The sequence below is a fragment of the Neisseria sp. genome, assembly GCF_030523955.1.
Classification (GTDB): domain Bacteria; phylum Pseudomonadota; class Gammaproteobacteria; order Burkholderiales; family Neisseriaceae; genus Neisseria.
The window spans coordinates 1-25,208 of sequence record NZ_JAUNHL010000041.1 but is presented as its reverse complement, the minus strand read 5'-3'; the positions used below and the strand labels follow the sequence as shown (position 1 = coordinate 25,208).

Here is a 25,208-nt window from a genome sequence, read left to right as displayed (position 1 = left end):
CGCTCGGCGGCGCCGACCTGCTGCGCCGCGCCATGGGCAAGAAAAAGCCCGAAGAGATGGCGAAGCACCGCGAAATCTTCGCCGAAGGCGCCGCCAAACAAGGCATTCCGCGCAAAAAGTCCGACGAAATTTTCGACTATATGGAAAAATTCGCCGGCTACGGCTTCAACAAATCCCATGCCGCCGCCTACGCGCTGATTTCCTACCAAACCGCCTGGCTCAAAGCCCATTATCCGGCCGAATTCATGGCGGCCACCATGTCGAGCGAATTGGACAACACCGACCAGCTCAAACATTTCTACGACGACGCGCGCGCCAACGGCATCGAATTCCTGCCGCCCGACGTCAACGAATCGGACTACCTCTTTACTCCCGGCTCAGAGCGCCGCATCCGCTACGCTTTGGGCGCGGTAAAGGGCGTGGGCGAAGGCGCGGTGGAGGCCATCGTCGAGGCGCGCCGCAACGGCGCCTTCGTCGGCCTGCTCGATTTTTGCGAACGCGTCGACAAATCCCATCTCAACAAACGCACGCTCGAATCACTCATCCGCGCCGGCGCGTTCGACAGCATAGAGCCCAACCGCGCCATGCTGCTGGCCAACATCGATTTGGCCATGAACAATGCCGAGCAAAAAGCGGCCAACGCCAATCAGGGCGGGCTGTTTGATTTCGCCGAAGACGCCATCGCCGCGCTGGCGCTGGAAAACGCGCCGGCTTGGGGCGAGGCGCAAAAGTTGGCGGAAGAAAAACAGGTGCTGGGCTTCTACCTTTCCGGCCATCCGTTCGGGCCTTTTGCCGAAGAAGTGCGCCAGTTCGCACCGCAGGCGCTAAACCGGCTCAAACCGCAAGAGAGCGTGCGCGTGGCCGGTTTCGCCACCGCCGTGCGCACCATGATGGGCAAGCGCGGCCGCTTGGCGTTTGTCACGCTGGAAGACACGTCCGGCCGCACGGAGGTCATGGTGACCGGCCCTGCGCTGGAGGAAGGATACGCGGAATTGAAAACCGACCGCGTGTTGATTATGGAATGCAAAGTGAGCCGCGACGACTACGGCGGCGACGGCGGCCTGCGCGTCATGGCCAATACGGTGATGACGCTGCAGCAGGCGCGCGAACGCTTTGCCCGCAATCTGACCCTGTATTTTACGCCGCAGCACGATATTGCCGCCGCCGTAGACATCCTTAAAGCCTACCGCGCCGAATCCGCACAAGAAGGCGGCATACCCGTGCGCGTATTTTTCCGCAACGAAGGCGCGCAAGGGGAGCTGCAAACCGGACGCCGGTGGTATGTGACGCCTCGGTCCGAGCTGTTTGACCGCCTCACCGGCGTATTGGGCGAATACCGGCTGAAAGTAGGCTGGTGACGGCTGCGATACGGGGTATTCCCTGTTTCGGAAAATAAGCCGGTTCACGACAAACCGAATCCGCAAACGCATCAGCCTGCGGGCCTCAAAACACAATGCCTGTCTGAAGCTTTCAGACAGGCATTGTGTTTGTAATATAGTTAATATAACATTAGTTATATTAACTTGTAATATTTCATTGTCGTATAACAAACGCATTACCTTTGTTCGGGCCCCGAAATATCCGCCTTCCAAACTAATTATGCAAATAAAATACTGAAAAAACAATACCTAAAGAAATAATTAATGACAAGATTATAAATTTTATATACTATAAGCATAGCAGTGTTAATCGAATCTCATTTTATTTAGCATATTTCCCGTTATCCGCGTACAATTCGGCGGTTTATGTTTAATGCATGATTGCAATTTCATGTTTTTATTGAAAAAGCCAATATTTTTGGAACCTTTTCATGTAAATTGCCTCAATAATTAAGCATAAAAACAAACCACTGAATAATGATGTTTGATTATTTAAATCAAATAGTTATATTAAAAATACAACAAAACACCGATTATCTTGGTATAAATCCGATTATCGATAGTTTTGTGGATGAGTTAATAACGGAAATGTTGTACTATTTTGAGGCACCTGAATGCTTTTCAGGAGCTTCACAATTTTAAAATTAGTCAATTTTTTAAATAGTCAATTTTTTAAAGTGAGACAATTCGATGAATACCAAAATCAAAATCAAAGCTGCCAAGCACAGCCGTGTCCGCATTACGGAAAAAGAAAAGGTAAACAAAGAAAAAGAACAGGAGCTGATTTCCCTGTTTGGCAAAAAGGCCAACAAAAAGCAGAAATGGGTTCCCCTGTTTGATGAAAAAACAAACGAAGAGCAGGAACCGGTTTCTCTGTTTGGCAAAAAGGCCAACAAAAAACAGAAATCGGCCTCCCTGTTTGACGAAAAGGCAAACGAAGAACAGGAACTGTTTTCTTTGTTTGGCGAAAAAGTCGGCAAAAAGCAGAAATTGGCTTCTTTGTTTGACGAAAAAGGCATCAAAACCGCAACCAATTTCGATTTCGATCCGGATGCGGTTGCAGCCCAAATCTTAGAAGGGCTTAACCTGAAAGAAGCCGGTTTGCTTTCCCGCGCTGCTCCGGCAGGGCGCTTGACCGGCAACGAATATGCTGCCAATGCAACCGACACCGCCTCGGATGCGGCGGGAGACAGCGCTGCAAAAATTCCGAGCGCAGGAGGCGGATCCGTTTGGCCTTGGCTTCTGGGCTTAGGTTTGGGCGGAGGCCTGATTGCCGGAGCGGCTTCGGCAGGCGGCGGTTCCGACGATAAAGACGACAAGCAAGAAGCGGCTGCCGGTGCAGCGGCAGCGCAAAACACCGGTTCTGCCGGCGCAGCCGTTGCCTCGGACAATACGCAGGATGCCGCAGCCCAAGGCGCGGCGGTCATCGCCGGCCAAAACCAATCCGTTGCCCCGGCAACGGGGGCGGACGGGCAAAACGCTTCGCAAACGGGAGGCGCCTCCGCCGATGCCAACGGCGCGTTCGATACGATTAACCAAGAACCTGCAACCTCCACCACCGCAACAACCGGTGCGGATGCGGCAGGCAGCACCAAAAATACCGATACCGGTTCGGCAACCACTGCCGGCACGACCGGATCAAGCAGCACAGGATCTTCCGGCAGTACAGCTACAAGATCGGCAAAAGGCAGCACCTCCGCCGGCTCGGCATCTTCCGAGGGCAAGGCGGAACAAACTACAGAGAGGGACGACGAGCCCTCCGCTTCGGGCGGTACGCAAAGTACTGTTGTGTCGGACTCAGGGACGGGCAGCGGTACTGCCCCTGCCGCCGGCACACAGGACGAAAACTCAAATACTCTTGGTGAAACTTCAACACAGCAGGAGAATGATTTGACTAAAGCTACCGATACGACCATCACGACCGACGCATTTGTCAGCGGCAATGTACCTTCCGGTGCAGCTTATGCCGTGGTCGGCAATGCCGCGGATGCAGCCAAAGCAGCGGCCGCCAACAGTGCGTTGACCCATATCGTAATCAGTGACGGCAATTACCACACCCTGTTTACCAAAGGTACGGCAGGAGACTATAAAACCACATGGGGTTCCGATTCCTGGGGTGCCACTTTCACTGACAGCGTGGCCGTCAGCGCGTTTCACGACGGCGGCAGCGACATTACCGCCGCGTTGCAGACCGCTCTGAATGTGGCCGCCAAAAAAGGCTTGGGCGTAGAAATGCCTGAAAACGGCAGCTACACGCTCAGCGGTTCGTGCGTAACCGTTTTGAACGGCACCGACTACCTCCACGGCAACGGCTCCACCCTCACCTACGAAAATGTGACTACGCCCGGTTTCAAACGCGGTATTACTTTGGACAAAAATATCGCCAATTTCGAAATCGAAGGCTTTACTTTCGATTTGAACAACCTGGAGGGCGTGCGCGGTATTTTCGGTTCCAACAGTACCAACGTATCGATTACCGGCAATAATTTCGTCAACGTCGCCAACCGCGCCATCAACTTCGTTACGGAAAGCGGCAACATCACCGGCCTGCAGATAGGCGGCAACAACATCGTTATGCCCGCCGGCAAAAGCAGCGACGCAGGCAGTAACTACGCCATCGTCATTTACAACCAGGCCGAAGCCTCCAGCGATTATTCAGGCAGCCTGACCAAATGGCAGGAATACCGCAGCGGCGCTTCCGTAGGTGCCAATACCTACGAAATCTCCAACGTAAAGATTACCGGCAACAACATCACCGGCGGCTACTACGGCATCGCCTTCTCAGGCGTGAGCGACAGTACCATCAGCAATAATGTTATCAGCGAAAACGTGCGCAATATTTCGATGCAAAACCGCAGCGATAACAATACCGTTTCCGGCAACTACCTCTCGGAAGCCCAGTCTTCCGGCGTGCATATTGCCTATTTGTCCAACGGCAATACCGTTACCGGCAACTTTATTTCCAGCAGCAAAGCCACCGGCCAAGGTCTGTTGCAAGCTTACCAAGGCAGTCAGAACAACAAGTTCATCGACAACGAAATCAACGTTACCAGCGAAATAGGTACCGGTTGGATGCTCTATACCGGCACCGATGCCAGCGGTACCGTATTCAGCAAGAATACCATCAACGGCAACGTCAACCGTAACGTAATCGCGGCCGAATCGATTTGGGACAGCAATGCGTCCGCCGGCGTTATCGGCGCGTACATGCCCCATCCCATCAGCACCTACGACGTGGTTACCGGATCAAGCTACACCACCACCTACAACGGCGGTACGGGTGACTTGAACAATGTGTCCATAAGCCAGAATATCTTCTCCACCAACACCTACAAATACACGCCGACCGTATCCTTGCTGTACATGGGCGCCGAAAGCTCCACCGGCCTTTACGGCAGCAACAACTTCGTCGGCGACATCAACAACCTTAAGTTCGTAGGCAATACGGTTGTCGGAGGCAGCGGTTTTTCAAACGAAGAGCTGATAGAAACCCATACCAGCGGAAGCGCCGCCGTGAATAACTTCACCAACGCGCACAACTCCATCCTCTCAGGTACGGTGCAAAACTACATCGGTTCTTCCGCCAACAATGCGTACTATATGGACAACACCGCCGACACGGCATCCGAAGCCGCCAACGGCGGTACCGACACCGTATATGCCACCGTCGACTACACCCTTCAGGATAATTTGGAAAACCTCGTGCTGCTCAATATCAGCAACATCAACGGCACGGGCAACAACCAAAACAACATCCTGCAAGGCAATGTGGCCGACAACGTACTCTCCGGCGGCGGAGGCAACGACACCTTAATCGGCGGAGAGGGCAAAGACACCCTCACCGGCGGCGAAGGCAGCGATACCTTCCTGTTCAACAGCGTTCTGAACGGCACCACCGATGTCGACACCATTACCGACTTCACCCCCGGCACCGATAAAATCGGCCTCGAGGACTTGGTATTCGGTTCGCTGGAGGGAGATTGGTTCGCCCAAGCCAATGCCGTTACCGCGGATACCCGGGTTTACCAAAGCGGAACCAAGCTTTATTTCGATGCAGACGGATCGGGTAAAAACTTTACCGCCGTACAGTTCGCCGAAATCACCGGCCTGAGTACCGAATTGACCGAAACCAACTTCGCCGTGTACTAACCCGCCGTAACGAAAGAATGCCTGTCTGAAATTTTTCAGACAGGCATTTTATTTAAAGAGGGCCACCTAATCGGCCTGCGATTACGCCTAAGTTTGATACGGCAGACCGATACGTTCGCCAGGCAACTATTTATAGACATTTAACACAGAACGATATGGCAAGGCGCAGCAAGGCCGTATCGTTCTGTGTTAAATGTCTATAATTAACTTGAAATCGGTTCACTCATATTATCCGTGCTTGTTGCACATTTGGCAGGCGTCAGATCAATGTGCCCCATCCCAATCTTCCCCAACCCCCACTTCCGCCGCCAGCGGCACGTCCAGCAGCCCGCCGTCTACTTTGGCCATAATTTGCGGCAGCGTTTTACGCACTAAATCTATTTCGGAATCAACCGCTTCCAATACGAGCTCGTCGTGCACCTGCATAATCAGCCGGCTTTGAAGCCTGTCTGAAACCAGCCATCGGTGCACATCGACCATGGCGCGTTTGATTAAATCGGAAGCGGTGCCCTGCATGGGAGCGTTGATGGCGGCGCGTTCTGCGCCGGCTCTTGCGTTGCCGTTTTTGCTGCGGATGTCGGGCAGGTAGAGGCGGCGGCCGAACAGGGTTTCGACGTAGCCTTGTGCGGCGGCTTGCTCTTTGGTGCGCTGCATGTATTCGGCCACGCCGGGGTAGCGGGCGAAATAGCGGTCGATGAAGTTTTTGGCGGAGAGGTTGTCTATGCCCAGCGATTTGGCCAGCCCGTATTGCCCCATGCCGTAGATGAGGCCGAAGTTGATGGTTTTGGCGTAGCGGCGCTGTTCGCTGCCGACTTGTTCGGGGGGGATGCCGAATACTTCGGCGGCGGTGCGGCGGTGGATGTCTTCGCCGTTTTGGAAGGCTTCGATCAGGGTTTTGTCGCCGCTCAAGTGCGCCATGATGCGCAATTCGATTTGCGAGTAGTCGGCGGAGACGATGCGGCAGCCTGCGGGCGCGGTAAAGGCGCGGCGCACGCGGCGGCCTTCTGCCGTGCGGATGGGAATGTTTTGCAGGTTGGGATTGTTGCTGGCCAGCCGGCCGGTGATGGCGACGGCTTGGGCGTAGTTGGTGTGCACGCGGCCGGTGGCGGGGTTGAGCATCTCGGGAAGCTTGTCGGTGTAGGTGGATTTGAGTTTGGCCAAGCTTCTGTTTTCCAAAATGATTTTAGGCAGCGGGTAATCGAGGGCGAGCTGTTCGAGCACGGCTTCGTTGGTGGAGATGCCGCCGGATGCGGTTTTTTTCAGGCCTTTGGCGGGGATGCCCATTTTGTCGAACAGGATTTCTTGGAGCTGCTTGGGGGAATTGAGATTGAACGGCTGGCCTGCCGCCTGGTAGGCCTGCTGCTCCAATTCGAGAATGCGCGCGCCGAGCTCGCGGCTTTGGGCGGCGAGCTCGGCTTTGTCGATATGTACGCCGGTGCGCTCCATTTCGAATAACACCTGCGCCACGGGCAGCTCCATTTTTTCATACATTTCAAGCTGTTTGCCGTCCATCTGTGCTTTCAGACAGGCCTCGAGACGCAAGGCGAAATCGGCATCCTGGCAGGCGTATTCGGTGGCTTGTTCAATCGCAACATCGGCAAAGGAAATCGCTTTCGCACCCTTGCCGCACAAGGATTCGTAGGTGACGGTGGGCAAGCCCAGCCAGCGTTCGGCCAATTCGTCGAGGCCGTGCCCCAAGTGGCTTTCCACAATGTAGGACGCAAGCATGGCGTCGCCGGCAATACCGTTGAGGGCGATACCGTAGTTGGCGAAAATGTGTTGGTCGTATTTGAGGTTTTGGCCGGTTTTTTTCAGACAGGCATTTTCGAGATGGGGTTGCAAACGGCCCAATACGCTTTGCAAATCCAGCTGTTCGGGTGCGGCGGTGGGGCTGTGGCCGAGCGGGATGTACACCGCCTCCCCCGCGGCAAACGCGATGCTGATGCCGACCAGCTGCGCCTTCATGGCTTCGAGCGAGGTGGTTTCGGTGTCGAGGCCGATACGATCGGCTTGGGATAATTTTTCCAGCAGGGCGGCGAATTGGGTTTCGGTGGTAATGGCTTGATAATCCAAGGTTTCCGGCGGCTCGGGGTGTTCGATTGCCGTTTCGAGAGGCTTTTCAGACAGGCCTTGATCCGCGGAAGTCGCCTGAACGGCGGCAAACAAATCGCCGCTGCCGCCCGCTTCGGCCAGCTGCGTTTGCGCTTCTTTCAGCCAAGTGCGGAAGTTGAGACGCCGGAAAACCTCGGCCAGCGCAGGCCAATCGGGGGCATTGCGGTGCAGGTTTTCCAAGCCTTGAGGCAGATCGGCGCTCAAATCGACATCGGTTTTGATGGTGACCAAATCATAGGAGAGCGGCAGCGCGCCGAGCGCTGCTTGCAGGTTTTCGCCGACTTTGCCTTTGATTTCGCCCGCGTGCGCCATCACGCCTTCGAGGCTGCCGTATTGCTCCAGCCATTTCACCGCCGTTTTCGGGCCGCATTTTTCCACGCCGGGCACGTTGTCGACCTTATCGCCCATCAGCGCCAGATAGTCGCGGATTTGGCCGGGGCGCACGCCGAATTTTTCCTGCACGCCCGCTTCGTCGAGCGTTTCGCCTTTCATGGTGTTGACCAGCGTAATCTGCGCAGAAACGAGCTGCGCCATATCTTTATCGCCTGTGGACACGATCACGTTCCAGTCCGCGGCCTCCGCCTGCCGCGCCAGCGTACCGATCACATCGTCGGCCTCCACATCGGGCACCACCAAAACCGGCCAGCCCATCAGCCGCACAATCTCCGGCAGTATTTCCGCCTGCGGGCGCAAATCGTCGGGCATCGGCGGGCGCGTGGCCTTATAGTCGGGAAACAGATCGTGGCGGAAGTTTTTGCCCTTGGCATCGAACACGCAGGCGCAATACCCGTGCGGCGTGTCGGCGCGCAGGCGGCGCAACATATTGAGCACCCCGTACACCGCATGCGTGGGCGTGCCGTCGGGCGCGGAAAGCGGCGTCATCGCATGGTAGGCGCGGTAGAGATAAGAAGAACCGTCGACAAGAAGAAGAGTGGGCCGGGTCATGGGGCATGCCTGTCTGAAAAGAAAATAAGAATGCAGGAATTATAGCTTAAACAGACGGAGCGGCAGGAGAAGGAGAGCAGTTAAACGCATTGCTGCCGCAAAAGCGCAGCCTGACAAAAAATGTCAGTCAAAATATGTAAGTTTATTTCATACGTTGACAAAATACGGCACCTTGCCGGCATCCGCTATGCCGCAAACATCCCTGTTTATCGTAACAATACCGATAAAATTCATAAAAATTAATAATTTAAAAAACAGCCCCTCTTTGGCATGCCCGTTGCTGCATACCTAGTGTCTGCGGCGATGCCAGAGAGGCAAACCGCAAATCGATGAAGTTCCCTTCTTTATTATGGTTTGAAAGTAAATACCAAATACATTGCGGGATAATTTCTTTACCTTACTTAAATACAAAATTTTGGAGTTTAAAACATGAAAGCTGTACAAAAAGGTTTCACCCTGATCGAATTGATGATTGTCATCGCTATTATCGGTATCTTGGCTGCGATTGCTTTGCCGATGTATCAGGATTATATCGCCCGTTCTCAAGTTACACGTGTAATGGGCGAAGCGGGTAACCTGAAAACCACTATTGAAAGCTGTATGTTGAACGGTCGTACTACGTTAGGTCAAGGTGCTACAGAATGCTCTTTGGGCGCAACCGGTTCAACTTTATTAAACGGTGCCAAACAGGATGGCAGCACTGCTGTAGCTGCAGGTACAGGCGTTCCTCAGGTTACTATTACGGCTGGCACTAATACTGCATCAATTGTGGCGACTTTTGGCAACGGTGCTGCAGCTGCATTGGCACGGAGAACACTGACTTGGAACCGTGACAATAGCGGTACTTGGACTTGCCAAACTACTGTTGACGGCAAATACGCACCTAACGGTTGCCCGGCTGCTGCTGCTCCTGCTCCTGCTGGTGGTGGTAATTAATGATTCGAAAGAAGGCAAACTTGAAAAAGCCCGCTCTAATAAGCGGGCTTTTTTAGAGTTAAAATTTTACAGACAAGACAAATAACGACAAACCTTCGCTTAACAAACTAATAAACCCACTCACATGACTTTCGCTTTTTGATAAAGCTGAAACGGACATTCTATGAAAGCCAAAGATCAGAACTCGGGCTTTACGATGATCGAACTAATGATAGTCATCGCCATTATCGGCATATTGGCAGCCATTGCTCTGCCTCTTTATCAAGATTATATCGTGCAGGCTCAGCTTGCGCGCATTCAGTTGGAAATCAACACCATTAAACGTAATGCAGATGTAATGATATTACGCGGAGGTATACCTGTAGCCACTGCATCACAAGACAGCACCATCGCGCCGAATGGGCAACGCCGCTATTATATCGGCACCGAGGTTTGGGCAATCGGCTCCGATCTAATCGAGAAAGCCGAATTAAAATATGAATTGACCGACAACGGCTTTAGCGGCCTTCACCTAAAAATAGGTGATACAGCCAGCCGTTCCATCCATGGGCTGGAAATTGATTACAACCGAGATGTTAATGGCAACTGGTCGTGCAGTTTGAATATATCCAACGTTGAATTTTGGAAACCAACTTACGCCTTCTCCAATTGCGTGGTAAGCAACTGATTGACGATATAAAATTTTAATTCACTTGTTGTAGAAATCATCGCGTTATTTACATAGCAGGTTGAAAATAAGCCTCCAAAGTTTCAAAAGGCGTATTGCCGTTCAGACCACCGAGCGGCTTAACCGTATTATAAAAGTTCACAAAACGGTACAGTTCCTTATGGCGCTGCCGGGCATTGTTAAACATCTGCCTTTCATGCCACATCTCCATCATCGTCCGAATCACACGCTCCGCTTTGCCGCTGGTCTGCGGGCGGGCGATGCGGGCAACAACTGCACGATATTGTTTTGACAGCAGGCGGCACCGAAGGATGCGACGCATTGCCTTTGCATTCCACTCCCTTATCCGAATACGCGCATCCGACCGTGTACGGACAGCAGCCGATGATGTCGCGCAGCAGAAACTTGGCGGCACTGTAAGCAGCATGGTCAAATATGATTAATGAATACAACTCACGGAAGTAGTCGCCGATGGTGACAAAAGATACTCGAACGGATCGGCAACGGTTTGTTTTTTCAACCTCGGCAGCCGTTCGGTATCGAAATGCATCATTTCGCCGAGGTAGGATTTGTTGTAGCGGCGGGCTTTCTTTTTGAGCTTCTCTTCTATTTCCCGTTCGACTTTTGCCAGCCGTTTCATTCCGTATTTGGCCTATTTGAAGCGGTTATCGGTGCTTTTCTTCGGTACTGACAGCCTGAGGCGTGCGGCTTTGAGGATACGGTAAACGGTTATCCTGCTGACATTAAACTGTGCAGCCAAAGAGGTAACAGTTTGTTTGTCTTCTGTATAAGCCCGCCAAGTGGCTTGGCGGCTGTGCGGGGTCAGGCGGATATTTTTGTGGGTGTTCATGACAGTATTGTCTTTCAAATACTGTAAACAACGCTAGGGTTTGTACAGGCGGCAGCCTCTACACCCACCGACGTATCCTATCCAGACTCTACCGCAAAAAACACGGCAGCGGCGCATGGGACAAAAGGAAAGGTTCCCGACAGAGCCGGTATTGAAAAACGCCCCGCCGTGGTCGCCTAAAAAGAGCGCGCCGGCGATTTCGAGATGGATACCATAAGTCGGCAAAGACCCAAAAAGCGGGCTTTTGGTTGCCGTCGAACGGAAAACCAAATACGTCATGATCCGAAAAATTCGAAACTTTAACCGCCCAAACCGCCATCCTCACCCTAAATCAGTTCAAAAACATCATTAAAACCATTAATTGGACAACGGTAAAGAGTTTTACCATCATGGAGTATTATCCAAAGCTTTGTAAGCACAAACCTACTTCTGCCTCCCTACCATTCTTGGGAGAAAGGGCTGGTGGAGAATACCAACGGACTGATACGCCAATGCTTTCCGCAAGGGGCGGATTTCAGGATGCTCAGCCCCAAACAGGTTTAGGCGGTCGAAGAAGCCCTGAGCCGCCGCCCGAGAAAAATGCTTGGTTATGAAAGGGCGACCGATTTGTTCGGCAGCTTTATGCAACTGCTACTCAAGTGTTGCACTTAAAATGTGAATGTAAGCCCCTTTATAAAATACCGTATTCTCCATCACAATAATACTGGCCGATGGAAACTCCGGATCTGTACGTTCCTCACCCAAAATAAAAAAACAATTCTTTAAAGGCGATGGATTATCGACTTGCAACCCAACCTGCCACTCTTTCCGGCTATAAGCTATATCCGGCTATCTGCCGGCAAACGGCGGTTTGGCCAGCCACACCAATGCGATCAATGCCAAGAACAATAAGGCGCCCACCCAGAAAATCTCGTTTGAGCTGATGATAAAACCTTGTCGAGAAATGCTTCCTGCCAAACCGGCATAGGCTTGCTCCTGCGACATGCCTGTCTGAACCATGCCGTTCAAGGCGGTGAGGGCGGTATCGGAATAGGGATTGATGTTTTCGGCAAGGCGGCTGTGGTGCAGCGCTTCGCGGCGCTCCCACAGGGTGGTGGCTACCGAGGTTCCTACGCCGCCTGCCAGTACGCGCAGGAAATTAGACAGGCTGCTGGCGGCGGCTACCATGTGCCCCGGCATGTGCGACAGGATAATCGTGGTAAGCGGCATAAAGAACATGGCTACGCCCAAACCCTGCCAGAATTGAGGCCACAGCACGCTGCCGAAATCCATTCCCGCATAGAATTCGGTACGCCACAGGAAGCAGGCGGCGAATACGGTGAAGCTGACGGTAACCAGTATGCGCATATCCAAGCGTCCGCCGAAACGGCCGATAACGGGCGAGAGTAACACCGGAAGGATGCCTACCGGCGCTGCGGCCAAACCCGCCCAAGTGGCGGTATAGCCGAGCTGGGTTTGCAGCACCATGGTCAGCAGGACCAATGTGCCCATATACACCATAAAGCCCAGCGAAACGGTAATGACGCCGACGGTGAAGTTGCGGTCTTTAAACAGTGTAAGGTCGACAATGGGATGCGCTTCACCCAATTCCCACACCACGAAATAGGCCAAACACACCACCGCCACTACGGCAAACACGATGATTTCGGTAGAGGCAAACCAATCGAGCTCTTTACCGCGGTCGAGCATCATCTGCAAGGCGCCCACGCCGAATACCAAAAGCACCAGGCCGGTTTTGTCTATCGGGCTGCGGAAGGTTTCGGTTTCGCGGTCTTTCAGAATACGCCACGTTGCGAATGCGGCAGCGATGCCGATGGGGATATTGATAAAGAAAATCCAACCCCAATGCCAGTTGTCCGAAATCCAGCCGCCCAGAATCGGGCCGAAAATCGGCGCCACCACTACCGTCATCGCCCATAAGGCCAAAGCCAGAGTACGTTTTTCCGGCGGATAGCAGGCCATCAGAAGACTTTGCGACAAAGGAATCATTGGGCCTGCCAGCAAGCCTTGCAGAATGCGGAACAATACCAGAGTTTCCAAGTTGTGCGACATGCCGCACAACCACGATGTAATCACGAAACCGATAATCGCGCCCACAAACAGCCGCACTTCGCCGAAACGGCGCGCCATAAAGCCGGTGAGCGGAATGGAAACTGCGTTGGCCACGGCGAAAGACGTTATCACCCAAGTGCCCTGTGTGGCGGCCGCCCCCAAGTCGCCCGCGATAACCGGCACCGCCACATTGGCAATGGTAGAATCAAGCACTTCCATAAACACGGCCAGCGATAATGCCAGCGTAATCAACACCAGCTTGATACCTTGCAGTGGGGGATATGTCATCGGAGATGTTGCCTTTTTATTTTCAGACAGGCTGCGCTATGCCTGTCTGAACCTGTTTTCCGAACAGATTGGATTTTATTTCGAATATTTTTCAAATACTTGCTCAATCAGGGTTTCTACCGCTCCCCAGTCCGTCGAAGTACCCTCCGGCGCTTCGCGGCTTTTGCGGGCGGCAGAAGCCATCGTCGGGCCGCTGCTGTCCAAAGTGCTGACTTCCACCGTCATCGACAGGCCTACACGCAAGGGCTTTTCGGCCAACTCTTTCGGATCCAGGCTGATGCGTACCGGCACGCGCTGCACCACCTTAATCCAGTTGCCTGTGGCATTTTGCGGAGGAAGCAGCGAAAATGCGCTGCCGGTACCGGCCGAAAGCCCCATGACCTTGCCGTGGTAAACCACTTTTTTGCCGTATACGTCGGATGTCATTTTCACCGGCTGGCCGATGCGCATTTTGCTCAGCTGTACTTCTTTGAAATTCGCATCCACCCACAGATCGTCTAAAGAAACCACGGACATCAGCGGCGTACCGGCTGTAATTTGCTGGCCGACCTGGACATTGCGTTTGGCCACCTGCCCGCTGACCGGCGCGCGGATCTGCGTGCGCTGCAAATTCAGCCAGGCTTCTTTGATGCGGCTTACCGCATTCTGTACGGCAGGCTGCTGGCGCAACGGAATATTTTTGCCCAACGCAGCCTGCGCCGCATCCTGTTCGGCCTGCACCGCTTTCAATGCCGCCTGTGCCTGCACCACCGCCGCACGCGCGTGGCTCAATTCTTCTCCGGAAACCGCATCCGTACCGGCCAGAGATTCGCGACGGCGCAAATCGACTTGGGCTTTGGCCACTTCGGCTTTGCGTGCCAATACGGCGGCCTTGCTCTGCGCTCTAACTGCGGTTTGCTGTTTGTTTTGGCGGATGGCCTGAATCAGCTCGTTTTGTGCACGGTCGTAAGCCAGCTGGTAATCGCTGTCGTCCAACGCCACCAAAACATGGCCTTTGTCCACAATTTCGGTATCCTCCACCGAAACTTTGCGTACAGTGCCGCCGATTTGCGGCGTAATCTGTACCAAATGGCCGGCCACATAGGCATCATCCGTAGTCTGCTCATGCTGCCAGACCAAAAAATACATCATCGCAAATCCCAATGCTATAACGATAAACAGCAGGGTCAGCAAAGTAAGGTTGCGCTTGCGGCGCTGCGGCATTTTGGTATTTTTCTTCACATCCCCGGCCGGAGGGATTTCTTGTTCAGCTTGACTATCCATGGATATTTCCGTTTTCTATTGTGTATTTTTCTTTATGCATTTTCAGACAGGCATCTTGATTTCACAAGACCTGCCCTCCTCCCGTATCGGATCCGAATATGGTGTTCTCCACCATGCAGGCATAACCGTCGGTGCTTTTTATCCAAACTATCGCATAAAGCGAAAATAAATACGCTCCATGCTGCCGGATGCATGCAATCTGAGGATTCCGGCTTTTTAATATAGTCGTGAATCAACTTATTTTCCGACACCGCCCAGCTGCGTTTTGCCGCCTTGTTTCTTCTTATTTTATTTCATAATAGTTTGGATATATTGCAAAACTTCAGATCTGCCGTAAGAATCGGATTCGAAAAGACCGGCGCAATACCGGCTTATTCTTGGAAGCCTCCGCCCAATTGCGCATGCAGATTGCTCCAAGCAGCCAGCACCTCCGCATGCTTGGCCGACACCAGCGCCTGCTGCTGCAAAACTTCGTCCTGCTTTTGGTAATACAGGGTTTTGTGCTCCAAACCGGCATTGGCTCGGCGCAGCATACTGGCAGCGCTTTTTTCCGCCGCGGCCTGCAGGCCCAGCGCTGCCTCATATTGTGCCATCAGATTGCGGTAGTCACTGAGCGCATCGGCTGCGGCCCTCATGGCATCCAATACGGTTTGGTCGTATATGGCAATCTGTTCTTCATATTCACCCCGGCGTTTTGCCAAGTTCGACCGCAACGCACCGGAAGTAAAAATAGGCAGGTTCACAGCCGGCACGATGCCCAGCATACCCGAATTGCTGCGTACTAAGTCGAATGCATCGATATGCGACAAACCGGCCAGCAGCCGCAACTCCACATTCGGATAAAAATCCGCTTTGGCGGCACGGATATTGTGCGAACGCATTGCCAACAGTGCACGCTGTGCCGCAATATCCGGCCGCCTGCCCAATAAATCCGCCTTTAATCCGTCGGTTTTCACATCCGGCACTGGTGCCATTGCCGCCGGTTTACGGATGTTTAACGGCACAGGAGGCCTTCCCGACAACACGTCCAAACCATGGAGAATTCGGGCAATTTCTTTATCCAATTGCAGTTTTTGCAATTCAAACTGCCGCTGCGCCTGCTGTGCCGGATATACCGCCGAAGGCGCGGCAAGTTGAGCCCCTACCCGGCTTTGCAGCAATTTTTCAATTTGTTTCGCATTGTCGATACGCCGGTTCAAAACTGCTTTTTGCGCCTCCAGCCCCTGCCAAGAAAAATATTGTACGGCCACAGTATTGGCCAACAGAATCTCCGTTTGGCGCGTTTCATAATAAAGTGCATTCCGGCGGCCCAACGCGGCCTGGATTTGCGCTCTGTTTTTACCCCAGAAATCAAACGACCATTTGGCTTGGGCCGCCGCATGCGCTACCAGCAGGCTGCGGTCTGATTCGGCAAATTCCGACGGAGGACGTTTGGAAAGCAGCACACCCACACCTTCCGCGCCCAATCCGACTTGCAGTTTGCCCGACGCATCGAGGACGCCCAAATCCGCCCCCAACTGAGCAAAACGCGCCTGCGCACTGCGCAGGGACGGTGCGCTGTAAAGCGCGGTTTCAACATATTGGTTCAGCTGCGTATCATTCAGCGCCCGCCACCAATAATCGCGCGCCGGAAATGTTTGCCCATGCGGCAATGCATGCTGCTGCGGGCCGGGCAAACGCATCTCTCCCGGCTGCGTGACGCAAGCACTGACCAAACACAAGGCAGCAATACCCAAGCCGTTTTTTATCATACCAATGTTCATTTCGAACCCATTGAAAAAGCCGTTGCTACGATATTATCATAACAACAGCCTGCAATATGACCTTCCTTACACGCCGGATCGGCTTTCCTATGCGCCCAACTTGGTTAAAACCTTACCCAGAAGGTTTTGCAGCTGCTGGAATTCATCATCATTGAAATCCTTCCAAATCGGCTCATAGCCTTTATTCATATGAGGCTGCACTTCTTTAATGAAGTTTTCTCCGGCTTTAGTCAGCCTCAATACGATTTGGCGGCGGTCTTTTTCATTCATGCTCCGCTCAATCCAGCCGCGGCCGACCATTTCGTCGGAAAGGCGGGTGGCGCTGGTGCGGGTCAGATCCATCAAATCGCTCAAACGCGAAGGCAGTATTTCACGGTTAGGGCTGATGTATACGGATAAAATGGCAAACCAAAGGTTTTCATTGATGCCGTATTCTTTCAAAATTTCATTCTGGCGGCTGCTCAGACGATCCGAAGTGATGCGCAGCAAGCGCATGGTATGCGCTTCGCGCTCGGAAAAGTCGGGAAGCTGCTCGGACAACTGCTTCAGGGCATTGACCAGCCCTACTTGTGAAAAACTCATGATATTGGTTCTCGTCTTGTATCGGTATTTGAATGGTATATACAGGACGTTTCATAAACTTCACGTCCGGCGTTATTGATATAGCGATACTAACTACTGTATATTATTTTTACCAAAAATCTCGACATACGGTTTCCGTTTTCTCATAAACGGTTTGACTATTTTGCAACGAAACCATTAGTCTTATTCATATATCCGCTTATCTTGTTTTGTATGATATAAGCATCACCACCGGCTTTCCCGCCGCAACATTTCCATTTATCACCGGCACAAAAAATTCCTTGCCAAATCCGCCAGTTAATCTAAAATACATATCTTTACCCGTGGTTCGCAAACCTCCCACATTAAAAAACTAAGGATTCCCGTACATGACCCGACAAATCGAAGAATTGGGCGGCATCACCCTTTTGGGCGAACAGAAAACCCCATATCCGGCCAACTATACGCCCTCCATTTTGGAAGCCTTCGACAACAAACACCGGAACAACGATTATTTCGTCAAATTCATCTGCCCCGAATTCACCAGCCTCTGCCCGATGACAGGGCAGCCGGATTTCGCCACCCTATTCATCCGCTATATTCCCGACGTGAAAATGGTGGAAAGCAAATCGCTCAAACTCTATCTTTTCAGCTTCCGCAACCACGGCGATTTTCACGAAGACTGCGTCAATACCATCATGAAGGACCTGATTACCCTGATGCAGCCCAAATACATCGAAGTATTCGGCGAATTCACCCCGCGCGGCGGCATTGCCATCCACCCCTTTGCCAATTACGGGCGCCCGGGCACGACGTTTGAAACACTGGCACGCGAACGCCTGTTCAAACACGATATACAGCAATAAAGGGGGAAGCATGTACGCATTTTCCCCTGCACAGCAGCGCAAAGCCTTATCGCGTCTGGCGGTTTGGCACATCGCCATCATCGCCCTGAGCAATTATCTGGTACAGTTTCCCTTCACCGTTACCCTGCCCTCCGGCTTCGACGTTCATTCCACTTGGGGCGCCCTCTCTTTTCCGTTTATTTTTCTCACCACCGATTTAACCGTACGCATTTTCGGGCAGCGGCTTGCACGGCGGATTATTTTCCGCGTCATGATGCCTGCGCTGGCGCTCTCTTACCTATTCTCCGTCGTATTCGAGCACGGCACATGGGCGGGATGGGCAGCGCTCGCCGGCTTCAACCTGTTTGTATTCCGCATCGCCTTGGCGAGCTTCGCCGCTTATGCGGCAGGGCAGCTTTTGGACATCTTGGTTTTCAACCGCCTGCGCCGGCTGAAAGCCTGGTGGATTGCGCCCACTGCCTCCACCGTGGCCGGCAATGCTTTGGATACGCTGCTTTTCTTCGCCATCGCTTTTTACGCCAGCAGCGATACCTTTATGGCCGCCAACTGGCCGCACATCGCCTTGGTGGATTACGGTTTCAAACTGGCCGTTTGCATGCTGTTTTTCCTGCCCGCCTACGGCTTCATTTTGAACAGGCTCACCCAAAAGCTCACCGATTTGAATATCCGCGAAAATCCAGCCGCTCTGCAAACGAAATAAAACCATTCGTATGTCAATTTAAAGAATGCCTGTCTGAAAACAAGTTTCAGACAGGCATTCTTTAAATTATAGTCATTTAACACAGAACGATACGGCCTTGCTGCGGCTTGCTGCCTTGTCTCATTCTGTGTTAATCGACTATAAGACTGCACGGTCAAATTACCGGAATCCGCATACCCAAACCGGCACCGCCGGGCCGCGCCGGCAAACAAAAACGGCAATCCTGCCGGTGCAGGAATTGCCGTTGCGAACGCGAAACGGATTATTCTTCGGCGCCGGTATAAGGACGCACGCTCACGGTTTTGCGGCTCAGGCGGCCTTTGACCGCAAACTCAACATAACCGTCCACTTTGGCAAACAGGGTATGGTCTTTGCCCATGCCCACGTTCTCGCCTGCATGGAATTTGGTACCGCGTTGGCGCACGATGATGGAGCCCGCAGGAATCAGTTCGTTACCGTAGGCTTTCACACCCAAGCGTTTGGCTTCTGAATCGCGGCCGTTTTTAGAGCTACCGCCGGCTTTTTTGGTTGCCATGTTTAATACTCCTAAACTTTATAAATTAAAAATCAAGCAATCGCCACGATTTCGATTTGGGTGAAATTCTGACGGTGGCCTTGGCGTTTTTGATAATGCTTGCGGCGGCGCATTTTGAAAATGCGGATTTTTTCGCCGCGACCGTGGGCGACCACTTTGGCCGTTACTTTTGCGCCTTCGATAAAGGGAGCACCTACTTTTACAGACTCGCCGTCAGCAATCATCAAAACTTCAGTCAGTTCGATTTGGCTGTCGAGTTCGGCAGGTATCTGTTCTACTTTCAATTTTTCGCCGACGGCAACTTTATATTGCTTGCCGCCGGTTTTTACGACCGCGTACATACTCAACTCCATGAGAATATTGGTTAACAAAATCCCGCGCATTGCGCAGAACGGGAAATTCTAACCCCTTCTTATTATTTTGTCAAAACTTTATCCGTTTCAACATTTTATCCCATTTTTCAGACAGGCTTACACCCAAACCCCGGCTTGCGGCTTTGTCCGCCGCCACACCTTCCTTAATGCAATTCAACAAGGTTGCTGATATAATTGCGCGCTATATTTAGTACCGCCGGACCCCTCCCGCCGGCCGGAACCGAAAGCTTGCCATGCTCGAAAACCTGCCTTATTTCCAACACCACCTCGAATCCGACTTGGGCCGCGTCAATGTGTTTGTCAACCGTGCGGTGCAATCGGAAGTGCCGCTGATTTCCCAAATCGGCACCTATATCATCGGCGCCGGCGGTAAGCGTTTGCGCCCCATCATTACGATTTTGGCAGGCAAATCGCTGGGATATGACGACGACAAACTTTATTCGCTCGCCGCAATGGTGGAATTCATCCACACCTCCACCCTTCTGCACGACGACGTGGTGGACGAAAGCGAGCTGCGTCGCGGCCGCAAAACGGCCAACAATCTGTTCGGCAACGCAGCTGCCGTATTGGTGGGCGACTTCCTCTACACCCGCGCGTTCCAACTGATGGTAGGATCGGGCAGCATGAAGATTTTGGAAGTGATGGCCGATGCCACCAACATTATTGCCGAAGGCGAAGTCATGCAGCTGATGAACATCGGCAATACCGAAATCACCGAACAAGAATACGTACAAGTCATCCAATACAAAACCGCCAAACTCTTCGAAGCCGCCGCCCAAGTAGGCGCCATTCTCGCGGGGGCGTCCGATAAAGAAGAAGCCGCATTAAAAGACTACGGCATGCACGTGGGCACCGCATTCCAAATTATCGACGATATTCTCGATTATTCCGGAGATGCGGCCGAAACCGGCAAAAACGTGGGCGACGATTTGGCCGAAGGCAAACCCACCTTACCGCTGATTTTTCTGATGCACCAAGGCAGCGAACAAGCCGCCGCCGACGTACGCACCGCACTGCAAAACGCCGACCGCAGCTATTTCGAAAAAATCCACGGCCATGTCATGCATTCCGATGCGCTGGCCTATTGCAGCGCACAAGCCCGCCTTGCCGTAAACAATGCCCTCGCCTCCTTGGAAAAACTGCCCGACAACGAAATCACGCAAGCCATGCGCGGCCTTGCGGAAGAATCGCTGGCGCGCATCAACTAAACCACCCCGCCGTAGTTCAACGGATAGAACGTATGCCTCCTAAGCGTAAAATACAGGTTCGATTCCTGTCGGCGGGGCCACCCATCCGAAAGCCTGTCTGAATATTATTTAGGGGCCTATGGAAGCAAAATCGCAAAATACAGTGACAGCTTCCGAAATGAAACAAGTATCATAAAGTTCAGCACAATTTCCGAGCTGCATTCCGTCAAATCCTAAGCCTTTTTGCCTTAGGCACGACCGCTTCCGATACCCCCAAAGCCGCAACAATGTTCATCCGGGGTATGCAGCACACTATTCGCTGCACCTGCACTTGGAAAAAAGCCGAACTCCAATTCAATCACAGATCATAAGATTTGATACGAAAGTCCTGCTGCACATATTGTACAACGGCCGCTCCCCTCAAAATCCGAATGCAAACCATACAGCGGAGCTGTCCGTCCCCTCTCGGATTACAATTGAGGCTATCCATCAAAACAGCACCACGAAAAGGAAAGACTCGTGAATGATTTGCTCAACCATCTTATCCTGCTCGAAGCAGAATTACACCACCATGGCATATTATGCTCACCCGACCGCCTGCCCGAATTACTGCACCCGCATTTCCACGAAGTAGGCCAATCCGGCTCACCCTACGCCCGCGAAACCGTAGCAGCCTACCTCGCCGGCTGCTCCGAAGCGCCGCCCGCCCGCGGAATCCTCCACACCATGCACACCATCGGACCCGACCAAGCCTTGCTCACCTATCTTTCCGCCCTAGCCTCCCCTTCAGGCGAAACTGCCTACACATGGCGCTCTTCGCTCTGGCTACGCGAAAAAGGGCAATGGCAGCTCTTTTACCACCAAGGCACCCCTGCCTCCGCCGCATCTATAGACGCTTTGCGGGAACAAGGCAAACTATAAAACCAAAGCAGATAAAACAAGGTATCAATGCAATCCGTACGCCAGTCTGTATTTCAGGAAATTTTTACAAAATAGCGCACCAGCAAATTTTATAGTCATTTAAAATAAGAACGATACAGCGTTGCTGCGCCTTGCCGTACTATCTGTACTGTCTGCGGCTTGCTGCCTTGTCTCGTTCTTATTTTCGTCGACTATATAAAGCCACCGTTTAAATGCCTTACGCGGCAAATGTCTCTATTCAGAGCTTATCTAAAGCCCAAAGAAAAAAGCCTAAACAAACGTTTAGGCTTAAGAAATTTGGTGGGTCGTGAAGGATTCGAACCTTCGACCAACGGATTAAAAGTCCGCTGCTCTACCAGCTGAGCTAACGACCCAAAATAGATTTTAATTATAGCCACATACCAAGCGTCCCGTCAACCGTTTTTTCAATACGCAGGCGTAGCCGCTTTTGTTATAATCCTCATTATTTGGCCGATTGAAGGCCTGTCTGAAAGAAATACATGCAAAACGCAAACAATCTGTGCTGGCTGGATATGGAAATGACCGGACTGGATCCGGAAAAAGAGCGGATTATCGAAGCGGCAATGATTATCACCGATTCGGATTTGAATGTACTGGCTCAATCGGAAGTCTGCGTAATCCACCAAAGCGACGAACTGCTCGGCGCAATGGACGAGTGGAACACATCCACCCATACGCGCAGCGGCCTGATTGAGCGCGTGCGCGCTTCGAACTTGACCGAAGCTCAGGCGGAACAGAAGCTTTTGGACTTTATCTCCGAATGGGTTCCCGAAAAAACTTCCCCGATGTGCGGCAACTCGGTGCATCAAGACCGCCGTTTTATGGTGCGCTATATGCCGCGGCTTGAGGCTTATTTCCATTACCGCAATTTGGACGTATCCACCCTGAAAGAATTGGCGCGCCGCTGGCATCCGGCAGTGGCCAAAGGCGTGGTGAAACGCGGTTCGCATCAGGCTCTGGACGATATTACGGAGAGCATCGAAGAGATGCGCCATTACCGCCGGTTTTTCCTGAAATTGCCCGAATAAAGCAGAAGCCTGTCTGAAAAAAGGAATTTCAGACAGGCATTGTTGTCTATAATTAAGCCTATAAGCGAATAACCTATTTTTCGGGGCAAGACAAGCAAGCCCCGGGCAAGCAATACGGATAGCGGCTTACAAAACCGTTCTCTTTGGCCCAAGGCGCGGCAACGCCGCAGAAAATACGTTGATTCACTATAGTCTACCGCTTTGCGCGGATCCATTCCAACCAACCATATCGACATCTCCCTATGAATATCAACCGAACCCCCGCCTGGCAGGCCTTGGAAGAGCATTACCGGCAAACCCGCGCCGCCGAAATGCGCAACCAGTTCGCCGCCGAACCCGACCGCTTTGCCCGCATGCACGAAACACTGCACGGCATGCTTTTGGATTTCAGTAAAAACCGCATCAGCGAAGAAACGCTCACCTTGCTTTGCCGGCTGGCCGAAGAAGCGGGTCTGGCGGAAAAAACCGAAGCCATGCGCCGCGGCGACATCATCAATACCAGCGAAAAGCGCGCCGTACTGCATACCGCTCTGCGGCTGCCTGCAGATGCCGCGCCCGTGTATGTGAACGGTGAAAACGTAGTGCCCAAGCTGCACCGCGAGCTTGACCGCGCACTCTCTTTCGCCGAAAAAGTGATTAACGGCGAATACACCGGCACCGGCGGCGAGCGCATCACCGATTTGGTGCACATCGGTATCGGCGGCTCAGACTTAGGCCCGTTGATGGTTACCCTGGCGCTGACTCCGTATCAAAAAGGCGTACGCGTGCATTTCGTGTCCAACGCCGACGATGCCGCGATTGCCCAAGTGCTGCCCGGCCTGAACCCGCGCACCACCCTGTTCAGCATCGCCAGCAAATCCTTCGGCACACCGGAAACCCTGCTCAACGCCCATGCCGCGCGCGACTGGTTCCTGGCGCAAGGCATGACCGAAGCCGACATCAAACGCCATTTCGTCGCCATCTCCACCAATATGCCGGCAGTGGAGCAGTTTGGCATTTCCGCCGAAAACACCTTCGCCATGTTCGACTGGGTGGGCGGCCGCTACTCCGTATGGTCGGCCATCGGCCTGCCGGTGATGGTGGCCGTGGGCGCCGACAACTTCCGCGCCTTTTTAGCGGGAGCGCACGCAATGGACGAGCATTTTTTCAACGCACCATACCGCCGCAACATCCCTGTGCTGCTCGCACTTTTAGGCATTTGGTACAGCAATTTCTATGGCGCCGCAAGCCACGCCGTGATTCCCTACAGCCATTTCCTGCGCCGCCTGCCCGCCCATCTGCAGCAGCTCGACATGGAAAGCAACGGCAAACACGTCACCTACGCCGGCACCGAAGCCGACTACCAAACCGGCCCGATTATCTGGGGCGAAGAAGGCGTCAACTGCCAGCATGCCTTTTTCCAGCTCATCCACCAAGGCACCCGCCTGATTCCCGTCGATTTCATCGCGCCCGTCACCACACCCTACAACATCGGCAGCCAACACCGCTTTCTCGTAGCCAACGCCTTCGCCCAAGCCGAAGCCCTGATGCGCGGTAAAACCGTCGAAGAAGCCCGCGCAGCCTTGCCTAGCGACATGCCCGAAGCCGAGCGCGACGAATTGGCGCTGCACAACGAGTTCGGCGGCAACCGCCCGAGCAACACCATCCTGCTCGACAAACTCGACCCCTTCACCCTCGGCATGCTTCTGGCCATGTACGAACACAAAGTCTTCGTGCAGGGCGCGGTTTGGAACATCAACTCCTTCGACCAATGGGGCGTGGAATACGGCAAAGTGCTGGCCAAAACCATCCAGCGCGAACTTTCCGGAGAAGGCGAGCCACAACACGACAGCTCCACCGACGGCCTGATTGCGTATTACCGCAACCATCAGTGTAACTAAATGCCTGTCTGAAACCCCGTCCGGCCAACTCGACTTCATGCCTGTCTGAAACCGTTGCAAAATGTTTTCAGACAGGCATAAAACCGCATAACAAGCGTTACTTTCCATAACAAAAAAAACAGCTTATTTTTTAAGCCGATTCTTAATTTATTGTTGCTGTTTTAAATTTAACATACAATGCATTTTCCATGGTCAATTCCAAATAAGGAGAAGCATCTTATGCGCATTAATCTTCTTGGCACCGCTATTACTGCGTGCTTGCTAATATCAGGTTGTAGTGCACTCAACAATACGACTGTTTCTGATGAAAAATTGAAAGAACGCGCTGCTTTTGCCCTAGGCGTCCAGCCCAGCCAAATCAATATCAGCAACCGCCAAAATGAAGGTGTACGTATTAATTTCACTGCAACAGTAGGCAAACGTTCCAGCCAATGCTATGTAACAAACGCCGTAGGGGTCATCGGCGCTATGACTTCAGACGCCATTTGTTCAGGTTCCGCTGGTTCTCAAGCCAATAAATCACCTAACGGTCAATGTAATGCTCTGTTAAAAGCAGCCGGTCGCTGCTGATAAAGATTGGTTATTATCTGTATAGCATCATACAAAGCAGAAGCCATATATAGTCGACTAACACAGAACGAGACAAGGCAGCAAGCCGCAGACAGTACGGATAGTACGGCAAGGCGCAGCAAGGCCGTATCGTTCTGTGTTAAATGACTATAAAAGCAAAG

Annotated in this window: 21 protein-coding genes, 2 tRNA genes and 1 riboswitch; of the genes, 12 read left to right on the top strand and 11 right to left on the bottom strand. The window is 52.6% G+C overall.

The window, feature by feature from the left end; translation table 11 throughout:
• Together Q4C79_RS09325 and Q4C79_RS09320 are read left to right on the top strand one after the other, a co-directional pair.
• Positions 1-1,358 (top strand): OB-fold nucleic acid binding domain-containing protein (locus Q4C79_RS09325; protein ID WP_303090747.1); only part of this gene is annotated, 1,358 nt, incomplete at its 5' end.
• Positions 1,359-2,069: 711 nt separating this feature from the next.
• Positions 2,070-5,528: a right-handed parallel beta-helix repeat-containing protein gene (locus tag Q4C79_RS09320; protein WP_303090746.1), complete on the top strand. Its 3,459-nt coding sequence runs from the start codon at positions 2,070-2,072 to the stop codon at positions 5,526-5,528.
• A gap of 264 nt (positions 5,529-5,792) precedes the next feature.
• On the opposite strand, the gene polA is transcribed toward Q4C79_RS09320, so the two are convergent.
• Positions 5,793-8,585: a DNA polymerase I gene (polA, locus tag Q4C79_RS09315; RefSeq protein ID WP_303090745.1), complete on the bottom strand. Its 2,793-nt coding sequence runs from the start codon at positions 8,583-8,585 to the stop codon at positions 5,793-5,795.
• A gap of 429 nt (positions 8,586-9,014) precedes the next feature.
• Between polA and Q4C79_RS09310 the strand changes: the two genes are divergently transcribed.
• Complete coding sequence (locus tag Q4C79_RS09310; RefSeq protein WP_303090744.1) at positions 9,015-9,521, top strand: pilin; 507 nt, start codon at positions 9,015-9,017, stop codon at positions 9,519-9,521.
• A gap of 163 nt (positions 9,522-9,684) precedes the next feature.
• Positions 9,685-10,188 carry a prepilin-type N-terminal cleavage/methylation domain-containing protein gene (locus tag Q4C79_RS09305; protein ID WP_303090743.1) on the top strand — a complete coding sequence of 168 codons (504 nt, stop codon included), beginning with the start codon at positions 9,685-9,687 and terminating at the stop codon, positions 10,186-10,188.
• Between the two features lie 49 nt (positions 10,189-10,237).
• Here the strand turns inward: Q4C79_RS09305 and Q4C79_RS09300 are convergent, their stop codons facing one another.
• From Q4C79_RS09300 to Q4C79_RS09270, 7 genes are all read right to left on the bottom strand, one after another.
• Entirely contained in the window at positions 10,238-10,510 is a 273-nt protein-coding gene (locus Q4C79_RS09300) for an integrase core domain-containing protein (RefSeq protein ID WP_303090742.1), read from the bottom strand.
• A gap of 117 nt (positions 10,511-10,627) precedes the next feature.
• Positions 10,628-10,828, bottom strand: coding sequence for a hypothetical protein (locus Q4C79_RS09295; RefSeq protein ID WP_303090741.1), 201 nt, complete (start codon positions 10,826-10,828; stop codon positions 10,628-10,630).
• A gap of 12 nt (positions 10,829-10,840) precedes the next feature.
• On the bottom strand, positions 10,841-11,038 hold the full coding sequence (locus tag Q4C79_RS09290) for a helix-turn-helix domain-containing protein (protein WP_303090740.1): 198 nt from the start codon (positions 11,036-11,038) through the stop codon (positions 10,841-10,843).
• A gap of 828 nt (positions 11,039-11,866) precedes the next feature.
• Positions 11,867-13,378 carry a DHA2 family efflux MFS transporter permease subunit gene (locus Q4C79_RS09285; RefSeq protein ID WP_303090739.1) on the bottom strand — a complete coding sequence of 504 codons (1,512 nt, stop codon included), beginning with the start codon at positions 13,376-13,378 and terminating at the stop codon, positions 11,867-11,869.
• 75 nt (positions 13,379-13,453) lie between these two features.
• Positions 13,454-14,581 carry an HlyD family efflux transporter periplasmic adaptor subunit gene (locus Q4C79_RS09280; RefSeq protein WP_303090748.1) on the bottom strand — a complete coding sequence of 376 codons (1,128 nt, stop codon included), beginning with the start codon at positions 14,579-14,581 and terminating at the stop codon, positions 13,454-13,456.
• 431 nt (positions 14,582-15,012) lie between these two features.
• Positions 15,013-16,392 (bottom strand): efflux transporter outer membrane subunit, encoded by a 1,380-nt coding sequence (locus Q4C79_RS09275; RefSeq protein ID WP_303090738.1) that lies wholly within the window; start codon positions 16,390-16,392, stop codon positions 15,013-15,015.
• A 99-nt stretch (positions 16,393-16,491) separates the two neighbouring features.
• On the bottom strand, positions 16,492-16,986 hold the full coding sequence (locus tag Q4C79_RS09270) for a MarR family transcriptional regulator (protein WP_303090737.1): 495 nt from the start codon (positions 16,984-16,986) through the stop codon (positions 16,492-16,494).
• Positions 16,987-17,303: 317 nt separating this feature from the next.
• Positions 17,304-17,348, top strand: a riboswitch (PreQ1 riboswitch).
• A gap of 6 nt (positions 17,349-17,354) precedes the next feature.
• Here Q4C79_RS09270 and queF point away from each other — a divergent pair.
• Both queF and Q4C79_RS09260 read left to right on the top strand, forming a co-directional pair.
• A complete protein-coding gene (gene queF / locus Q4C79_RS09265; RefSeq protein WP_303090736.1) occupies positions 17,355-17,831 on the top strand; it encodes a preQ(1) synthase in 477 nt (158 codons plus the stop codon).
• A gap of 10 nt (positions 17,832-17,841) precedes the next feature.
• Positions 17,842-18,531 (top strand): 7-cyano-7-deazaguanine/7-aminomethyl-7-deazaguanine transporter, encoded by a 690-nt coding sequence (locus Q4C79_RS09260; RefSeq protein ID WP_303090735.1) that lies wholly within the window; start codon positions 17,842-17,844, stop codon positions 18,529-18,531.
• 262 nt (positions 18,532-18,793) lie between these two features.
• Here Q4C79_RS09260 and rpmA read toward each other — a convergent pair whose 3' ends face one another.
• Together rpmA and rplU are read right to left on the bottom strand one after the other, a co-directional pair.
• A complete protein-coding gene (gene rpmA / locus Q4C79_RS09255; RefSeq protein ID WP_303090734.1) occupies positions 18,794-19,066 on the bottom strand; it encodes a 50S ribosomal protein L27 in 273 nt (90 codons plus the stop codon).
• Positions 19,067-19,098: 32 nt separating this feature from the next.
• Positions 19,099-19,407 carry a 50S ribosomal protein L21 gene (rplU, locus tag Q4C79_RS09250; protein WP_009117569.1) on the bottom strand — a complete coding sequence of 103 codons (309 nt, stop codon included), beginning with the start codon at positions 19,405-19,407 and terminating at the stop codon, positions 19,099-19,101.
• 266 nt (positions 19,408-19,673) lie between these two features.
• On the opposite strand from rplU, the gene Q4C79_RS09245 reads away from it, so the two are divergent.
• From Q4C79_RS09245 to Q4C79_RS09235, 3 genes are all read left to right on the top strand, one after another.
• Positions 19,674-20,648, top strand: coding sequence for a polyprenyl synthetase family protein (locus Q4C79_RS09245; RefSeq protein ID WP_303090733.1), 975 nt, complete (start codon positions 19,674-19,676; stop codon positions 20,646-20,648).
• A gap of 5 nt (positions 20,649-20,653) precedes the next feature.
• Positions 20,654-20,728 (top strand) — tRNA-Arg (locus Q4C79_RS09240).
• A gap of 418 nt (positions 20,729-21,146) precedes the next feature.
• On the top strand, positions 21,147-21,548 hold the full coding sequence (locus Q4C79_RS09235; protein ID WP_303090732.1) for a DUF4440 domain-containing protein: 402 nt from the start codon (positions 21,147-21,149) through the stop codon (positions 21,546-21,548).
• A 298-nt stretch (positions 21,549-21,846) separates the two neighbouring features.
• Here Q4C79_RS09235 and Q4C79_RS09230 read toward each other — a convergent pair.
• Positions 21,847-21,922 (bottom strand) — tRNA-Lys (locus tag Q4C79_RS09230).
• Positions 21,923-22,048: 126 nt separating this feature from the next.
• On the opposite strand from Q4C79_RS09230, the gene orn reads away from it, so the two are divergent.
• The 3 genes from orn (at position 22,049) to Q4C79_RS09215 (ending at position 25,047) form a co-directional block, all read left to right on the top strand.
• Positions 22,049-22,597 (top strand): oligoribonuclease, encoded by a 549-nt coding sequence (gene orn / locus Q4C79_RS09225; RefSeq protein WP_303090731.1) that lies wholly within the window; start codon positions 22,049-22,051, stop codon positions 22,595-22,597.
• Positions 22,598-22,839: 242 nt separating this feature from the next.
• Complete coding sequence (pgi, locus tag Q4C79_RS09220; RefSeq protein ID WP_303090730.1) at positions 22,840-24,477, top strand: glucose-6-phosphate isomerase; 1,638 nt, start codon at positions 22,840-22,842, stop codon at positions 24,475-24,477.
• A 219-nt stretch (positions 24,478-24,696) separates the two neighbouring features.
• The gene (locus tag Q4C79_RS09215; RefSeq protein WP_303090729.1) at positions 24,697-25,047 is read left to right on the top strand and encodes a hypothetical protein; all 351 of its coding nucleotides are present in this window, start codon (positions 24,697-24,699) and stop codon (positions 25,045-25,047) included.
• Positions 25,048-25,208 lie beyond the last annotated feature (161 nt).

Bases quoted from the DNA above. Each gene is read 5' to 3' on its own strand.
- Q4C79_RS09305 (WP_303090743.1), top strand. From the start codon at position 9,685: ATGAAAGCCAAAGATCAGAACTCGGGCTTTACGATGATCGAACTAATG.
- rplU (WP_009117569.1), bottom strand. From the start codon at position 19,407: ATGTACGCGGTCGTAAAAACCGGCGGCAAGCAATATAAAGTTGCCGTC.
- Q4C79_RS09275 (WP_303090738.1), bottom strand. From the start codon at position 16,392: ATGATAAAAAACGGCTTGGGTATTGCTGCCTTGTGTTTGGTCAGTGCT.
- Q4C79_RS09295 (WP_303090741.1), bottom strand. From the start codon at position 10,828: ATGAAACGGCTGGCAAAAGTCGAACGGGAAATAGAAGAGAAGCTCAAA.
- queF (WP_303090736.1), top strand. From the start codon at position 17,355: ATGACCCGACAAATCGAAGAATTGGGCGGCATCACCCTTTTGGGCGAA.
- rpmA (WP_303090734.1), bottom strand. From the start codon at position 19,066: ATGGCAACCAAAAAAGCCGGCGGTAGCTCTAAAAACGGCCGCGATTCA.
- Q4C79_RS09245 (WP_303090733.1), top strand. From the start codon at position 19,674: ATGCTCGAAAACCTGCCTTATTTCCAACACCACCTCGAATCCGACTTG.
- polA (WP_303090745.1), bottom strand. From the start codon at position 8,585: ATGACCCGGCCCACTCTTCTTCTTGTCGACGGTTCTTCTTATCTCTAC.
- pgi (WP_303090730.1), top strand. From the start codon at position 22,840: ATGAATATCAACCGAACCCCCGCCTGGCAGGCCTTGGAAGAGCATTAC.
- Q4C79_RS09285 (WP_303090739.1), bottom strand. From the start codon at position 13,378: ATGACATATCCCCCACTGCAAGGTATCAAGCTGGTGTTGATTACGCTG.
- Q4C79_RS09215 (WP_303090729.1), top strand. From the start codon at position 24,697: ATGCGCATTAATCTTCTTGGCACCGCTATTACTGCGTGCTTGCTAATA.
- Q4C79_RS09260 (WP_303090735.1), top strand. From the start codon at position 17,842: ATGTACGCATTTTCCCCTGCACAGCAGCGCAAAGCCTTATCGCGTCTG.
- Q4C79_RS09280 (WP_303090748.1), bottom strand. From the start codon at position 14,581: ATGCCGCAGCGCCGCAAGCGCAACCTTACTTTGCTGACCCTGCTGTTT.
- orn (WP_303090731.1), top strand. From the start codon at position 22,049: ATGCAAAACGCAAACAATCTGTGCTGGCTGGATATGGAAATGACCGGA.
- Q4C79_RS09290 (WP_303090740.1), bottom strand. From the start codon at position 11,038: ATGAACACCCACAAAAATATCCGCCTGACCCCGCACAGCCGCCAAGCC.
- Q4C79_RS09270 (WP_303090737.1), bottom strand. From the start codon at position 16,986: ATGAGTTTTTCACAAGTAGGGCTGGTCAATGCCCTGAAGCAGTTGTCC.
- Q4C79_RS09320 (WP_303090746.1), top strand. From the start codon at position 2,070: ATGAATACCAAAATCAAAATCAAAGCTGCCAAGCACAGCCGTGTCCGC.
- Q4C79_RS09310 (WP_303090744.1), top strand. From the start codon at position 9,015: ATGAAAGCTGTACAAAAAGGTTTCACCCTGATCGAATTGATGATTGTC.
- Q4C79_RS09300 (WP_303090742.1), bottom strand. From the start codon at position 10,510: ATGCGTCGCATCCTTCGGTGCCGCCTGCTGTCAAAACAATATCGTGCA.